The organism is Rathayibacter sp. AY1B5, from assembly GCF_002932795.1.
Classification (GTDB): domain Bacteria; phylum Actinomycetota; class Actinomycetes; order Actinomycetales; family Microbacteriaceae; genus Rathayibacter.
In genome coordinates, this window is sequence record NZ_PSWM01000014.1 from 1 (window position 1) to 14,756 (window position 14,756).

Below are 14,756 nucleotides of genomic sequence, written 5' to 3' on the forward strand. Positions count from 1 at the left end.
GTCGGGAGGATGACCGCGCCGAGCTTCATGATCGCGAGCATCGACTCCCACAGCTCGAGGCGGTTGCCGAGCATGAGCATCACGTGATCGCCCTGCTCGCCGCCGGCCCGGCCTACACGGCGGCCGCCCTCGTCGCCGCGGCCCTCTGCGCACTCGCCCTCGCGCGCGCCGTCCGCCGCTTCGCCCAGGACCCGGAGGGCGACCCGCCCACCCCGGCCGCGGTCGCCGCCACGGCCGCGCTGCTCGCCTTCGCCACCGTCGCCGCGGCCCAGGGGATCCTCGGATTCACGGGCGTCCCGGCGCACCTCCGGGGGTTCGACCAGCAGGACCTGAGCTGGGCGGCCGCCCTCGTCGGAGTGGTCGCCGCCTGCGGCCTCCTGCAGCTGGCGGGACGCGCAGCGGAACCCGCGACCGCACCGGAGGCGGGCGTCAGGCGGCGCGGCTGATGCTCGGAGCTCCCGCGCTGGACGCGCCCCCGCACCTCGTCCTCCACGGCAGCGCGGTGCGTCTCGCGCCCGCCCGCGGCTCGGTGGCCGTGATCACCTTCTGGATGCAGTTCCACAACTCCGGCACCGACGCCCTGCACGACCTCGCCCTGTTCTGCGGCTCCTTCACCGACGGCTCGGGGGTCGAGCTCGACTACGACGAGGCTCCCGTCACCGTCGTCGGCCGGACCGAGCGGGTCGCATCGGGAGCGGGATTCGTGGCCGTCGCGCACTACACGATCGCGCCGCTGCGGGCGCCCCGGACGCTCCGCCACTCCATCGTGCTGCGGGGCCGCACGAGCGACGACCGGCCCTTCACCGACGTCGCCGCGCTCGAGGTCCACGTCGATCCGAGGCGCACACCGGAGGTCCGGTTCCGTCCCCCGATGGCGGGATCCGACACCTTGCGGTGGAGGTGAGCGACGGATGCGATCGCATGAAGACTTCTCACCAAGGGCCCGGGTCGGCCAGGGTAGAGGGATCGCGTCGCACGGAGGACGCGCCAGAGGAAAGGACTCCGCCGTGAGGGGAATCGCAGAAGGCAGCCGACCGATCGTCGATCGCGGGGTGTCCCGCCGGGACACCGCGGCGGCCGCGTGGCTGGCGCGGAGCGGTGTCGACGTCCGCGCGAACGGCGCGTTCCGCATCGTGGCCGACACCCTCTGCAGCGACGGCGTCGAGGTCCTCCGGATCTGGCACTCGCCGGCCCGCCTGCACCGCGCCTCCGCCATCGGCCCGGGCGTGCGCCTGATCATCCCGCTCGAGGGCGTGCTCGTGATCCAGCCGGACGACCCGGCGGCGCTCGAGGTCCGCGTCGAGCCGGGCGACATCGCCTTCCTCCACTGCGACTCCCCGTTCACGATCGTGACCGACACCCCGAGCGCCCGCACCGAGATCGCCCTCGACCGCCCGCTGCTGGGACTGGTCGACTCGGCCGACCGCGGCGCCGTCGTCACCGAGGCCGACGCGGCCAGCCGCGGCATCCTGCTCTCGACCGTCAACGCGACCTTCGGCTCCACCCTCGACGCCGACTCCCCCGCCTTCCCCCTGGTGCGGGCGGCCGTCGAGCAGCTGGCGGGCGCCGTGCTGGCGACCTCGCTGCCGCGCGAGAGCAGCGAGGACGTCTACACGCGCGCCCTCGCCCTGATCTCGGCGATGTCCACCGACCCCCGCCTCTCGGTGCAGGAGATCTGCGAGCGCCTCGGGGTCCCGAAGCGGACGCTGCAGCGCACCTTCGCGCGGAACGGCACCACCGTGTTCGACGAGATCCGCCGCGCACGCCTCACGACCGCGCGCGCCCTCCTCGGCGGGAGCGACTCCCCGCCCTCGCCCGAGCACGTGCTGAGCAGCTACGTCCGCTCGCAGCGCCTGCGCCGCGACCTGCTCCACCTCGAGGCGGTGCCCACCTCGCAGCTGGGCTGACGCGGGGGCCGCAGCGCCCTCGGGAGCCCGGTCGTCGGCCGGCGATCACGGCGCGGGCGTACGCCTCCGGTCCGGACGCATCGGCTCGGAGGCTCCACCCGCCGCAGCCGTCCCGCGCTCAGCCCGGGTACGGCACCGACGCCGACGGCCAGCCCGAGGCCGCCAGCTCCGCGCGCAGGCGGTGGTGGTGCTGCACCGCCCCGAGGGAGTCCGTGCGGAAGGCGATCGCGAGGGCCGCGTCGGCCCAGTAGGCGTCCCAGCCGGAGTAGCGCTCGAAGACGCGGTCGCCGACCGCGGCCAGCAGCTCCCAGGCGCGCGCCGCGGGGAGGTAGCCGGCGACGTAGGCGTAGCGGATCGCGCCGATCGTGCGCTCGGCGTCGCCCGCGAGCAGGAGCAGCGGCGGGCGCCCGTCGACCGCCTGGGCCAGCTCGAGGAGGTGGAACTCGCTGCCGCCGGTGAGCGCGGCGACGCGGGAGCGCATCCGCTCGGCGTCGGCGGAGGCCGAGACCTCGGCGAAGCGGGTCGAGAGCGGCCCGCGGGTGAGCACGTCGGCGACCAGCAGCTCGACGTCGTCCGCCGAGGCGATGCGGAAGTCGCGGTCGAGCGCGACCCGGTGCTCGACGAGCGGATGCAGCGGCAGCTGCTGCCACGGCGCTCCCTTCGCTCCGTCGGCGTAGCGGTGCCGCAGCTCCTCCGGGAGCTCCGCCCACGAGGGCTGGAACGCGAGCGACGAGTTCCAGCCGGCGAACGAGAAGTCGCTGACCGCGTCGAGCGCGAGCAGCTGCTGCTGGCGGAGGGACGGGGTCGGCGAGCCGGCCGCGCCGAGGTACGCGAGCTGCTCGCGACGCGGCGCGCGCGCATCCCACTGCTGGAAGCCCACCGTGGCGGCGAGCAGCCCGAAGGCCAGAGCGAAGGCGAACGCCGTGAACGCGACGACGCTCTCTCCGCCGCCGAGCGCGAGCCCCCACGCGAAGCCGACCAGGCCCACGGGAGCGGCGAAGGCGGTCACCAGGAGGGCTCGGCGTCCGGCGCCCTGCCCGCGCCGGTGCGCGTCGGCCGCCCGCGCGTAGCGCAGCCGGGGGCGGACGGGGAACTCGACGTCTCCGGGATGGTTCTGCAGCGGCACGGTCGCAGCCTAGGGGCGCGGGTCGCGCGGATGTGTGCTTGCCTGGTCGCATGACTCTCGCCGAAGCACTCCTCGAGCGGGCCGACCTGCAGAAGCGGATCGAGGCCCTCCAGTCGCGGATCGTCGCGAACGCCTCCTACCAGGAGGGAGAGGAGCCGACAGAGGACCCGGCCGAGCTGCTCGCCGACTGCACGCGCGCACTGGGCGAGCTCGAGCGGCTGGTCACGGCGATCAACCTCACCAACGCGACGGCGACCACTCCCACGGGAGAGGTGCTGACCGCGGCGCTCGCCCGCCGCGAGGCCCTGCGCGCGCGGCACAGCCTCCTGACCCGCGCAGCCGACGCGGCCGCCGGCGAGCGCGGCTACCGCCAACTCCGCAGCGAGCTGCGCCGCCTGCCCGCGCTGCCGGTGCGGGAGCTGCGCGAGCAGGCGGACGCCGTGGCACGCGAGCTGCGCGGGCTCGACGCCGACGTCCAGAGGACGAACTGGGGGGTCGAGCTGCAGAGCTGACAGGAGACGCGGTGAGTCGGTAGGCGCACCGGAGCGAGCACGCACCGTCGGGCCGGCGGTTCATCCGGCCCTCTGTCACGCGGTGGGCAGCGTCCCGGCTCCGGCCGTCACTCACAGCCCAGCACCGAGGACCGGTGACCGCGCAGACAGGACACCTCATCACCATGTGCTGGCCGGTGCGCCGAGGGCGGGTTCGGGGACCTCACCGCGTCTCGGATGTCAGTACTCGATGCGCCCGCGCCGGTCGTGGAACTCCCCCGACGGGCCGTCGGAGCCGAGCAGGGCGAGCGCGACGGTCGCGTCCGTCCCCTCGGTGACGGTCTGGTGCCCGCCGTGGCCGTTGAAGTCGGTCGCGGTGTAGCCGGGGTCGCTCGCGTTGATCCGCATCGCCGGCAGGTTCTTCGCGTACTGCACGGTGAGCGCGACGACCGCCGCCTTCGACGCCGCGTACGGGATCGCGGTGACGGGGAACTCGTCGTGGCCCTCGGTGCTCAGCCAGCGCGGCCAGCCGACTCCGGACGCCACGTTCACGACGACCGGGGCCGCGGAGGCCCGCAGCAGCGGAACCGCGGCCTGCGTGACGCGGACGATGCCGACGACGTTCGTCTCGAGGACGCCCGCCATCGCCTCCGGGGTGAGGTCGTCGACCCCGAACGAGGTGCCGAGCACGCCGGCGTTGTTGACGAGCACGTCGAGTCCGGGCAGGGAGGCGATCGCGGAGTCGACGCTCGCCTGATCGGTGACGTCGAGGCGGACGGGGTGGGCGCCGAGCGCGCGGGCGGCGTCGCCGTCGGCGGTGTCCCGCATGCCGGCGTAGACGGTGTGGCCCGCCTCGAGGAGTCGGCGGGCGGTCTCGAGGCCGAGGGAGCGGTTCGCTCCAGTGATGAGTGTCGTGGTCATGCGCCCATCCTGCGCGGGTCGTCGAGCCTCGACCAGGCCGCGCTCGACGGGGGGACCGGCAGTACCTGGCTCGGCGACGGAGGGCGGAGGAGGATGGGCGGCATGGAGGAGTTCGCGACGGTGCTGCGCTCGTGGCGCGACCGCATCCGTCCCGCAGACGTCGGCCTGCCCGCGGGGTCGGGCCGCCGCGCTACGGGCCTGCGCCGCGAGGAGCTGGCGGCGCTCTCGGGCGTGAGCGTCGACTACCTGGTGCGGCTCGAGCAGGGACGCGCGCGGAACCCGTCGCCGTCGATGCTCCGCTCGCTCGCCGTGGCGCTCCGGCTCACGGACAGCGAGCGCGACCACCTCTACCGGGTCGCCGGTGCCGCCGTCCCCTCGCCGGGAGTCGTGCCGCAGCACGTGAGCCCGGGCGTGCAGCGGATCGTCGACCGCCTGGGCGACGTGCCGCTCGCGGTGTTCACGGCGGCCCACGACATCCTGCTGTGGAACCCGCTCTGGGCCGCCCTCAACGGCGACCCCTCGGTGTTCACCGGGCTGGAGCGGAACCTCGTCTGGCGGCACTTCACCTCCGGCCACGCGGGCACCGAGTTCGACGCGCAGCACGAGGAGGACTTCGCGAGCGACCTCGCGGCCGACCTGCGCGCGGCGACCGGGCGCTACCCGCGCGATCCGGTGCTCGCCTCCCTCGTCGCCCGGCTGCGCGAGGAGTCGCCCGAGTTCGAGCGGCGCTGGGCGGAGGTGCGCATCGCCGAGCACCGCGCGAGCCGGAAGACGGTGACGCGGACGCCGGTCGGACCGATCACGGTCGACTGCGACGTGCTCACGGCTCCGGGCACCGACCTGCGGATCGTCGTCTACACGGTGGCGCCCGGCAGCGAGGACGAGGCTCGGCTCGACCTGCTGCGGGTGACGGGGCTGCAGGCGCTGAGCACGGCGCCGGCGTGAAGGGGGACGGGCGCGGCTGGGGCGCGCACAGCGGAGCGGGGCGCTGAACCGGGCTGAGCTGAGTCGAGCGGGCTGAGCCGAGCCGAGCCGGGCGGGGCAGGCCGGGCTCGTCCCACGGTGGGCGGGACCGGCTCGGCGCGGCCGACGGCGCAACCTGCCGATGCGGGCGAGCGGCGGCGAGTGACGGCCGAGGTGGACGGCGAGACGCGTCCCCGGCGCCGACGTCCGCGTCCCCGGACCGCCCGCCACCCCTGCTCAGGACGAGCAGTACGCGGTGATGAACGCGGAGAGCTCGCCCTTCTGCTCGGGGGTCGCGGCGACGACGACGGTGCCCTGCCGGCCCGCGGTCTCGACGGTGACCGGCAGGCGCGTGCCGACCTTGTCCTCGGCGAGCGCGTGGGTGTCGCAGCGGGTGGGGACGGCGTCCAGGACCACGGAGTCGAGGGTCCCGGCGGGCACGGAGCGGTCGAGGGTCCAGGCGTCGGCGGCGTCGGGCGGCTGCAGCAGGATCGTGGCGTCGGCGCTGCGGAGCACGAGGGGGGTGCCCCGGACGTCAGCGGTGATGGTGAGGCGCGCCGGCTCGTGCGCGGCGCCTCCGGACGTGTCGATCCGCAGGGCGAGGTCGGCGTCGACGGTGCGGGCGAAGCAGCCGGACCGGGCGAGCGCGTCGACGAACGAGAACGGGTCGTCGGCGGGGTACGCGTGCTCGCCGTGGCCGTCGATCGCGAGGACGACCTCGAGCGCGGCGGGCGGCTCCGCGGCCGGGCAGGCGGGCTCGGGCACGTCGACGCGGAGGTCACGCGAGGTCCCGTCGGGGACGCCCGTGCCGCCGGTCCACGTGAGCGGGGCGGCGAGGCGCGGGTCGGCGAGGCGGGCCGCGGTGACCTCGATCGGGGAGCCGCTCCCGTTGTGCACCTCGAAGGCCATGGTGCCGCCGGCGATGTCGGAGCGGTTCTGCTGGACGGAGACGGTGACCCCGGGGGCCGGGGCGGACGGGGCGGAGGAGCGGGCCGGGTCGGGGGCGGCCTGAGCCGGGGTGGCGGTGGTCGCAGCCGCGGTGGTCGCAGCCGCGGTGGCCGCAGCCGCGGTGGCCGCCGCGGTGCCGCTCGGGGCGCCTGTCGCGCCTGCCGGCGCGCAGGCCGCGAGGGCGGGCAGGAGGAGCAGCGCGGCGGCGAGGGCGCGGAGGCGTCGCATCGTGCCTCCCTCCGCTCGCCGTCAGTCTGGCGCCCCGGCCCCCTCTCCGCGAGCGGGCGCTCCGCCCCCTCAGCTCGGTCGATGCGTCACGAACGGTCGCCACGGCGGCCGGATGACGACCGTTCGTGACGCATCGCCGGAGCGACGGGGGTGAGGACGGGGGACGCGCACCCATTCGGGTGTGCGTCCGCTCCGAAGAAGGGCGGGGACTTCAGGAGGAGACAGATGCACGCGGCAGATGGCACGTCGGCACGATCGTCGCGCGAGTGCGCGCATCCGCAGCGATCGGGGCCTCCGGGCTCGACGCGGTGGAGCGGGCGGAGCGCCGGGCAGAGGTCCTGCGCATCGCCGGAGGAGTCGACTCCGGCCGTCTCGGCGACGACCAGGCGATCGCGGCGTTCGGCCGGATCGTCGACGGCCTGCAGCGCGACCTGCCCGGCTCGGCGCTCGGCGCCTAGCCCGCGAGGCCGGCGTCCCGGCACCCGCCCGGAGCGGACACCCGCCGGGCCGACATCCCGAGCCTCCGCGCGGCGCTGAGATCCGCCGGGCGAGCGTGCCGACGGCCCACTGGGCGCGGAGACCCGGCACCCCGAGCACCCGCGCGCCGCGGAGCCCCGCTACCCCAGCGTCCCGAGCGCGATCCGCGGCAGCAGCCGCTGGATCGCGACGGCCGCGGCGCCGCGCGCCCACTCCACGAGCCCGCCGTCGTCGACGAGCAGCGCCAGGGGCGGCGCGTCCGGATCGCGCGTGGCCGCGATCGCCGCGTCGACCACCGCGGCCTGCTCCGTGTAGAGGGCGACGCCCTCCCCCGCCAGGATCACCGTGCCGGACATCGAGAGGTTGCCGATCGCGGCGATCATCGTCCCGAGCGCGCGGGCGGAGTCGGCGAGGACGCGCTCGGCACCGGGGTCGCCCGCGCGGGCGGCGGCGAAGCCCTCGGCCAGAGTCAGCTCGCGGCCGGTCGCGACGAAGAGCTGGCGGAGGAGCGAGGGCAGGCTGAGCATCGCGGTCGAGCAGCCGCGGTGGCCGGCCTCGCAGACGGGCCCGGCGGGGTCCAACGGGTAGTGGCCGCCCAGGCCGAGCCCCGCCTCCGGGGGCGCGACCACCCGGTCGTGCACCACCAGTCCGTAGCCCACGCCCGCGCCGACCGTGAGCACCGCGAAGTGCGGGACGCCGCGGCCCCGCCCGAACCAGTGCTCGGCTCCCGTGAGCGCGACCACATCGTTCTCGAGGGCGACCGGCAGCCCGAGGGCGGCCGAGAGCGGAGCGGCGAGGTCGACGTCGCGCCAGCCGAGGAACGGCGCGCGGCTCACCCGGCCGTCGGCGGCGATGCTCCCGCCGAGCGTCACGCCCAGGCCGGCGAAGGCGGAGGGGCCACCGAGCTCGTCGACGACCGAGACGATCGCGGCGATCACGTCGGCGGGCTCCGTGCTCGGCAGCGGGCGGACCAGCTCCCGCTCGGTCCGCGCGCGCAGGTCGGTGCGGACGGCGAGGACCTCGGTGCCGGTGATCTTCACGCCCGCGAAGCTCAGCGCGTCGGCGCGGATGTCGAGCGGGCGGGCGGGGCGGCCGACTCCGGTGCTCTGCTCGGGGCCCTCGACGACCAGGCCGCCGTCGAGGAACGGGCGCGCGAGCCGGGTCAGGCTGGCGGGCGAGAGGCCGAGGCGGCGGCCGAGCTCGGCCCGCGAGACGGGACCGTGGATCAGGACCTCGCGCGCCAGGAGCTCCGACGAGCTCCCGGAGGCGTCCTCAGCGACGATGGTGTCGGTCACGGGGGCTCCTTCTTTCCGGCCTGGTAGAAAGCTACCGGCACCGCGCCGCTCTAGGAACGGATCCGGCCACCTGCGTCGCTCTTGACACCCCTATTACTTCTGCTCTAGAAATAAGCCATGCACCGCAGCATCGCCCCCACGAACGACTCCGCGACCCTCTCCGGCCGGGAATCGCGCCTCTTCCACCTGCAGGACGGGGGCACCAGCGTCATCGTCGACGCCCGCCTCGTCACCTTCCCCACGATCGTGCACTGGGGCGCCGCGCTCGGAGATCTTTCCGCCGCCGAACTATCCGCTCTCGCCGACTCCGCCCTCCCCCAGCGCGTCTCGGGCGGGCTCGACGCCTTCGCGCCGTTCGGGCTCGTCGCCGTCGAGGCCGACGGCTGGCAGCACGCCCCCACCTTCGAGGGCACCCACGAGCGCGCGGCCGCGTCGGAGCGGTTCGAGGTCGAGAGCATCGAGGCGCTCGGCTCCGCCCTCCGGACCGTCGCCTCCGGTGCGGGCGTGCGCCTGACCGTGGACCTCGAGGTCGACGCGGCCGGCCTGCTCACCCAGCGCGCCCGGGTCGAGAACCTCGACGCCCGCCCCTTCCGCCTCGAGCGCTTCGAGCTCGGCTTCCCCCTCCCCGCGACCGCGCGCGAGATCCTCGACACCACCGGCCACCACCTCCGTGAGCGCCACCCCCAGCGCCGCCCGCTGACCATCGGCGAGCACACCCGCCGCACCCGCCGCGGCCGCCCCGGCGCCGACGCGACCCTCCTCCTCGCCGCGGGCACGCCCGGCTTCGGCTGGGAGCGCGGGCTCGTGCACGGCGTCCACCTGGGCTGGAGCGGCGACACCTCGCTCCGTGCCGAGCGCACCGTCGAGGGCGTCTCGCTCCTCGCGGCCGGCGAGCTGCTGCGGCCCGCCGAGATCGAACTCGCGCAGGGCGAGAGCTACGAGACCCCGGTCGCGTACGGCTCGTGGGGTGACGGGCTCAGCGCTCTGCAGGCCCGGTTCCACGCGTCGCTCCGCGCCCGCCCGCAGCACCCCGTCGCTCCGCGGCCCGTCACCCTCAACACCTGGGAGGCCGTCTACTTCGACCACGACCTCGCGCGCCTCACCGCCCTCGCCGCGCGGGCCGCCCGGATCGGGGTCGAGCGCTTCGTGCTCGACGACGGCTGGTTCCTCGGCCGCCGCGACGACACCACCGCGCTCGGCGACTGGACGGTCGACCCCGCCGTCTGGCCGGAGGGCCTCACTCCGCTGACGGACGTCGTCACCGGCCTGGGCATGCAGTTCGGCCTCTGGGTCGAGCCCGAGATGATCAGCCCCGACTCCGACCTGGCCCGCGCGCACCCGGAGTGGATCCTCGGCCCGGCCGGCCACCTCCCGGCCTCGGGGCGGCAGCAGCAGGTGCTCGACCTCTCGCAGCGCGGTGCGTTCGAGCACGTGCTCGGCGCCCTCGACGCGCTGCTGACCGAGTACCCGATCGCGTACCTCAAGTGGGACCACAACCGCGACGTGATCGAGGCGGTCTCGCCCGCGACCGGCCGCTCCGCCGTCCACGAGAACGTGCTCGCGCTCTACCGCCTGCTCGACGAGCTGCGCTCCCGGCACCCCGGCGTCGAGATCGAGTCGTGCGCCTCCGGGGGCGCCCGCGTCGACCTCGGCATCCTCGCCCGCACCGACCGCATCTGGACGAGCGACTGCATCGACCCGCTCGAGCGGCAGACCATCCAGCCCTTCACCCAGCTGGTGGTGCCGCCCGAGCTGATGGGGCAGCACATCGGAGGGGCGCGGTCGCACTCGACGCAGCGCACCCACTCGCTCGCCTTCCGCGCCGGCACCGCGCTGCCCGGCCACCTCGGCATCGAGTGGGACGTCTCGGATCTCGCCCCCGCCGTCGAGGAGGAGCTGACCGCCTGGGTCGCCTTCCACCGCGAGCACCGGGCACTGCTGCACACCGGGACGGTCGTACGCGCCGACCTCGCCGACGACGCCGCCTCCCTCTCCGGAGTCGTCGCCGCCGACCGCTCCGCCGCTCTCTTCACCTTCGCCCAGCTGCGCACCGGCGAGACCTACCCGCCCGGCCGGATCACGCTCCCGGGCCTGGACCCGGAGCGCACCTACTCCGTGACGCTCGCCCCGGTCACCTCGCCGCTCGGCGGCCCCGGGCAGTCGCCGCTCGGCTGGGCCGAGCACGGGACCGCGCTGCGCGGCCGCGTGCTGGGCACCGTCGGGCTGCAGGCCCCCGTCCTCGATCCGGAGCAGCTCGTCGTGCTCGTGCTCACCGCCCTCTGACCCGTCCGCCCGGCTCGGGAGCCCTCCCCGCTCCCCGGCCGCCGCACCTGCTCTCGCACCGCCCTCCGCGGTCGAGCGCGCCCTGAGACCTGTCCCCACGCGCAAGGAGGCGCCGCATGTCCGCTCATCCGCATCCCCCCGGGTTCTCCCGGCGGCTGTTCCTCTCGGTGCCGCTCGCCGCGGCGTCCGCCGCCGCCCTCGCCTCCTGCGCCTCCCCCGGCGCCGGCGCCGGAGTGACCACGCTCGACTTCTTCCAGTTCAAGGCGGAGGCGGTGGAGGACTTCGCGCGGATCATCCGCGAGTTCGAGGCGGCCAATCCGGACATCCGGGTCATCGCCAACAACGTGCCCGACCCCGACACGGCCATCCGCACCCTGCTCGTCAAGGACAAGGTGCCGGACGTGCTGACCCTGAACGGCAGCGGCTACTACGCCGACCTCGCGAAGGCCGGGGTGTTCCACGACTTCACCGGCGACGAGCTCGTCGAGCGGGTGAACCCGGCGGCGCTCGACATCCTCGCCGCCCTCGGCAGCTTCGAGGGGAAGGAGGTGAACGCCCTCGCCTTCGCGAACAACGCGGACGGGATCCTCTACAACCGCACGATCTTCGCCGAGAACGGGATCGAGGTGCCGACCACCTGGGACGAGCTGATCGCCGTCTGCGAGACGCTCACGGCCGCCGGGATCACTCCCTTCTACGGAGCCCTGCTCGACAACTGGACCGGCGCCCCCGCCTTCAACGCGCTCGGCGGGCAGCTGCAGCCGGACGGCTTCTTCGACGCGATGCGCGAGGAGGGAGCGGCACTCGGCCCCGACTCCCCCGTCTCGTTCACGAAGGACTACGCCACGACGATGGAGCGGCTCGGGCAGCTCTTCTCGTACACGCAGGAGGGCTCGTTCGGCCGCGGCTACGACGACGGCAACCAGGCCTTCGCCGCGGGCGAGGCGGCCATGTACCCCCAGGGCATCTGGGCGATCAACCCGGTGCGCACGAACAACCCGGACATCGACCTCGGCGTCTTCCCCTACCCGGTGCTCGACGACCCGGCGGACACGCGGGTCACCTCGGGCGTCGACGTGGCCGTCGCCATCGGCCGCGGCACTCCGAAGCTCGACGCGGCCCGCCGCTTCGTCGACTTCCTGCTGACCCCCGGAGTCGTCGAGCCGTACGTCGCGAGCCAGGCCGCCTTCTCGCCGCTGGTCGGCGCCGCACCCAACTCGGACCCCACGCTGGCCGAGCTGCAGCCCTACTTCGAGCAGGGACGGCTGATCGGCTTCGTCGACCACCAGATCCCCGCGAGCATCCCGCTCAACCCCACGCTCCAGGCGTTCCTCGCCAGCGGGGACGCCGACGCGGCGCTCCGGACCCTCGACAGTGAGTGGCGCAAAGTCGCGGCACGCACGACCAGGAAGTGACCCCATGACCACGACCACGACGGCCGCCGCGCAGGCGGTGGCGACCACTCCTCCGCCGCCCGCGCGCCGCAAGCGCACCATCGGGCGCACCTCGAAGACCTTCTACTGGATGACGGTCCCCGCCGTCCTGCTCTTCTTCGTGCTGCACACGGTTCCGGTCCTCACCGGAGTCTTCTTCAGCTTCACCGACTACGCGGGCTACGGCTCGTGGGACCTGATCGGCGCCTCGAACTACCTGGCGCTCCTCCAGGACGACCGCGTCTGGAAGGCCTACGGGTTCACCTTCGGCTTCGCGATCGTGGCGACCGTGCTGGTGAACGTGATCTCGCTCGCCATCGCCGTCGCGCTCAACGCGCGGATCAGGTTCCAGACGGCGTTCCGCGGGATCTACTTCATCCCGTACGTGCTCTCGACCCTGGTCATCGGCTACGTGTTCCAGTACCTGTTCGCGAACTCGCTGCCGCAGATCCTCGGCGCTATCCCGGTGATCGGCGAGAACATCCTCGCGAACGCCGACTGGGCGTGGGTGGCGATCGTGGTGCTGGCGGTCTGGCAGGCCTCGGCCTTCTCGATCATCATCTACCTCGCCGGACTCCAGACCATCCCGGGCGAGCTCTACGAGGCGACCTCGCTCGACGGCGCGGGGAGGTGGCGGCAGTTCACCTCGATCACGTTCCCGCTGATCGCCTCCTTCTTCACGATCAACATGGTGATCTCGATGAAGAACTTCCTCCAGGTGTTCGACCACATCATCGCCCTCACCAACGGCGGCCCCGGCACCTCGACGGAGTCGATCACGCTGCTGATCTACCGCGGCGGCTTCCAGGGCGGCGAGTACGCCTACCAGACGGCCAACGCCGTCCTCTACTTCCTCATCATCATCGTGGTCTCGCTGATCCAGTTCCGAGTCCTCAGCCGCAGAGAGGCGTCGTTCTGATGACATCGACCATCACTCCCACGACCGCGATCGCCCTCGGCGAGCCCGAGGGGCGGCGCCGGCCCTCCCGCGACACGTACCGGATCAACTGGTGGGCGACCGCGCTCATCGCGGTGTGCTCCCTGACGATCCTCCTGCCGCTCTACTTCGCCGTCGTGACCGCCCTGAAGACGCCCGATCAGCTCGGCGGCACCGGGTTCGAGCTGCCGACCTCGATCTCGTGGGGCAACTTCGCCGAGGCGTGGACGGCGACCCGCTTCCCGCAGGCCTTCGTGAACACCGCGCTGATCACCGTCGGAGCCGTCGTGCTCACGCTGTTCTCGAACTCGATGGTCTCCTACGCGGTCGCCCGGAACATGCACAGGCCGTTCTTCAAGGGCGTCTACTTCTACCTGCTCGCCGCGGTCTTCGTGCCGTTCCCGATCATCATGCTGCCGGTCGTGAAGGAGACGGCCCTGCTGGGCCTGGACAACCAGGCCGGGCTGATCCTGCTCTACGCCGTGTTCGGCCTCTCGATCAACACGTTCATCTACACGGCCTTCATCCGCTCGATCCCCATCGAGCTCGAGGAGGCGGCGCGCACCGACGGCGCCTCGACCTGGCGGACCTACTGGCAGGTGATCTTCCCGCTGCTCGGCCCGATGAACGCGACCGTCGGGATCCTGACCTGCGTGTGGGCGTGGAACGACTTCATCCTGCCGCTCGTGGTGCTCTCGGACCCGTCCGCCCGCACCCTGCCGCTGGCCGAGTACGTCTTCCAGGGGCAGTTCAACACGAACTACACCGTCGCCTTCGCGTCCTACCTCATGGCGATGGCGCCGCTGCTGATCGTGTACCTCTTCGCGCAGCGCTGGGTGGTCAGCGGAGTGATGCGCGGGTCGATCAAGTAGCGGTCGCGGCGAGCGCCGCCTCGAGCAGGTCGGTGAGCACGGTGCCGTGCGAGCCCGCGTCCTCCGGGTGCCACTGCACGCACCAGAGCGGCGCGGACTCGTGCTCGAGGGCCTCGACGGTGCCGTCGTCGGCGCGGCCGACCACGACGAGGCCCTCGCCCGGGCGGTCGACGGCCTGGTGGTGGGAGCTGCGGACGTCGAGCTCGGCGGCGCCGAGGATGCCGGCGAGGGCGCTGCCCGGCTCGAGGGTCACGCGGTGGTCGACCATCCCGGACAGGTGCTCGCCGGGGACCGACCGGCCGACGTGACCCGCGCCGGGCAGGTGCTGCACGAGGTCGCCGCCGAGGGCGACGTTGACCAGCTGCATCCCGCGGCAGATCCCGACCAGCGGGGTCCGCGTCTCGACGGCCCGGCGGACCAGCGCGATCTGAGCGCGGTCGGCCGCGGGGAAGGACTGGCCGCGGTGCGGGTCGTCGGGCCGGCCGCCGTAGAGGGACGGGTCGACGTCCTCCCCTCCGGTGACCACGACGGCGTCGGCGGCGGCGAGCCGGCGCTCGAGCTCGGCGGCGCCGGCCTGCTCGGCCGGGACGCGGTCGACCACGAAGCCCGCTGCGGTGGCGGCCGAGACGACGCTCGCGGTCAGCAGCTGCAGCTCGATCTCGAACTCGGGATCCTCGCGGCCGCCGTCGGCGACGTCGACGACGAGCAGGACGGGGCGGTCGGAGGCCATGCGGACATCGTGCCACCCGGCCGGCTCCGGCAGAACGCCGGCGGAGAGGAGGGCCTCTGCGTCGGCGGGCGAGGGACCGCGCTCTCGGCGCGCGTTCTGCACGAGCCCGCAGACCTCTCCCGGGGTCTGGTCAGGATCCGGCCCC

Annotated in this window: 15 protein-coding genes; 10 read left to right on the forward strand and 5 right to left on the reverse strand. The window is 74.1% G+C overall.

What is annotated here, in order from left to right:
• The first annotated feature begins 83 nt into the window (after positions 1 to 83).
• The 3 genes from C5D44_RS18070 (at position 84) to C5D44_RS10070 (ending at position 1,907) form a co-directional block, all read left to right on the forward strand.
• Positions 84 to 446, forward strand: a complete 363-nt coding sequence (locus C5D44_RS18070; protein WP_104281568.1) for a hypothetical protein — start codon at positions 84 to 86, stop codon at positions 444 to 446.
• Complete coding sequence (locus tag C5D44_RS10065; protein WP_104281569.1) at positions 446 to 904, forward strand: hypothetical protein; 459 nt, start codon at positions 446 to 448, stop codon at positions 902 to 904. The genes C5D44_RS18070 and C5D44_RS10065 overlap by 1 nt, the downstream gene beginning before the upstream one ends.
• A 148-nt stretch (positions 905 to 1,052) precedes the next feature.
• On the forward strand, positions 1,053 to 1,907 hold the full coding sequence (locus tag C5D44_RS10070; protein ID WP_181110058.1) for a hypothetical protein: 855 nt from the start codon (positions 1,053 to 1,055) through the stop codon (positions 1,905 to 1,907).
• Positions 1,908 to 2,025: 118 nt separating this feature from the next.
• On the opposite strand, the gene C5D44_RS10075 is transcribed toward C5D44_RS10070, so the two are convergent.
• The gene (locus C5D44_RS10075) at positions 2,026 to 3,033 is read right to left on the reverse strand and encodes a DUF1266 domain-containing protein (protein ID WP_104275745.1); all 1,008 of its coding nucleotides are present in this window, start codon (positions 3,031 to 3,033) and stop codon (positions 2,026 to 2,028) included.
• 50 nt (positions 3,034 to 3,083) lie between these two features.
• Here C5D44_RS10075 and C5D44_RS10080 point away from each other — a divergent pair, with 50 nt between their 5' ends.
• Positions 3,084 to 3,545 (forward strand): DIP1984 family protein, encoded by a 462-nt coding sequence (locus tag C5D44_RS10080; RefSeq protein ID WP_104224023.1) that lies wholly within the window; start codon positions 3,084 to 3,086, stop codon positions 3,543 to 3,545.
• Positions 3,546 to 3,764: 219 nt separating this feature from the next.
• On the opposite strand, the gene C5D44_RS10085 is transcribed toward C5D44_RS10080, so the two are convergent.
• Positions 3,765 to 4,445, reverse strand: coding sequence for an SDR family NAD(P)-dependent oxidoreductase (locus C5D44_RS10085; protein WP_104275744.1), 681 nt, complete (start codon positions 4,443 to 4,445; stop codon positions 3,765 to 3,767).
• Between the two features lie 102 nt (positions 4,446 to 4,547).
• Here C5D44_RS10085 and C5D44_RS10090 point away from each other — a divergent pair, with 102 nt between their 5' ends.
• A complete protein-coding gene (locus C5D44_RS10090; RefSeq protein WP_104275743.1) occupies positions 4,548 to 5,390 on the forward strand; it encodes a helix-turn-helix transcriptional regulator in 843 nt (280 codons plus the stop codon).
• Positions 5,391 to 5,645: 255 nt separating this feature from the next.
• On the opposite strand, the gene C5D44_RS10095 is transcribed toward C5D44_RS10090, so the two are convergent.
• A complete protein-coding gene (locus tag C5D44_RS10095; protein WP_104281570.1) occupies positions 5,646 to 6,584 on the reverse strand; it encodes a hypothetical protein in 939 nt (312 codons plus the stop codon).
• Between the two features lie 266 nt (positions 6,585 to 6,850).
• Between C5D44_RS10095 and C5D44_RS10100 the strand changes: the two genes are divergently transcribed.
• Positions 6,851 to 7,042 carry a hypothetical protein gene (locus C5D44_RS10100; protein ID WP_104275741.1) on the forward strand — a complete coding sequence of 64 codons (192 nt, stop codon included), beginning with the start codon at positions 6,851 to 6,853 and terminating at the stop codon, positions 7,040 to 7,042.
• Positions 7,043 to 7,201: 159 nt separating this feature from the next.
• Here the strand turns inward: C5D44_RS10100 and C5D44_RS10105 are convergent, their stop codons facing one another.
• The gene (locus C5D44_RS10105) at positions 7,202 to 8,356 is read right to left on the reverse strand and encodes an ROK family transcriptional regulator (protein ID WP_104281571.1); all 1,155 of its coding nucleotides are present in this window, start codon (positions 8,354 to 8,356) and stop codon (positions 7,202 to 7,204) included.
• A 117-nt stretch (positions 8,357 to 8,473) separates the two neighbouring features.
• Here C5D44_RS10105 and C5D44_RS10110 point away from each other — a divergent pair, with 117 nt between their 5' ends.
• The 4 genes from C5D44_RS10110 to C5D44_RS10125 all read left to right on the forward strand — a co-directional run bounded on the left by C5D44_RS10110 (position 8,474) and on the right by C5D44_RS10125 (position 13,881).
• Positions 8,474 to 10,639: an alpha-galactosidase gene (locus C5D44_RS10110; protein WP_104281572.1), complete on the forward strand. Its 2,166-nt coding sequence runs from the start codon at positions 8,474 to 8,476 to the stop codon at positions 10,637 to 10,639.
• A gap of 116 nt (positions 10,640 to 10,755) precedes the next feature.
• Entirely contained in the window at positions 10,756 to 12,054 is a 1,299-nt protein-coding gene (locus tag C5D44_RS10115) for an ABC transporter substrate-binding protein (RefSeq protein ID WP_104281573.1), read from the forward strand.
• A 4-nt stretch (positions 12,055 to 12,058) separates the two neighbouring features.
• Positions 12,059 to 12,991, forward strand: coding sequence for a carbohydrate ABC transporter permease (locus tag C5D44_RS10120; RefSeq protein ID WP_104281574.1), 933 nt, complete (start codon positions 12,059 to 12,061; stop codon positions 12,989 to 12,991).
• Complete coding sequence (locus C5D44_RS10125) at positions 12,991 to 13,881, forward strand: carbohydrate ABC transporter permease (protein WP_374954074.1); 891 nt, start codon at positions 12,991 to 12,993, stop codon at positions 13,879 to 13,881. Before C5D44_RS10120 ends, C5D44_RS10125 begins: the two co-directional genes overlap by 1 nt.
• Here C5D44_RS10125 and C5D44_RS10130 read toward each other — a convergent pair.
• On the reverse strand, positions 13,874 to 14,611 hold the full coding sequence (locus tag C5D44_RS10130; protein ID WP_104275736.1) for a gamma-glutamyl-gamma-aminobutyrate hydrolase family protein: 738 nt from the start codon (positions 14,609 to 14,611) through the stop codon (positions 13,874 to 13,876). The two genes, C5D44_RS10125 and C5D44_RS10130, sit on opposite strands and share 8 nt — an antisense overlap.
• Between the last annotated feature and the right edge of the window lie 145 nt (positions 14,612 to 14,756).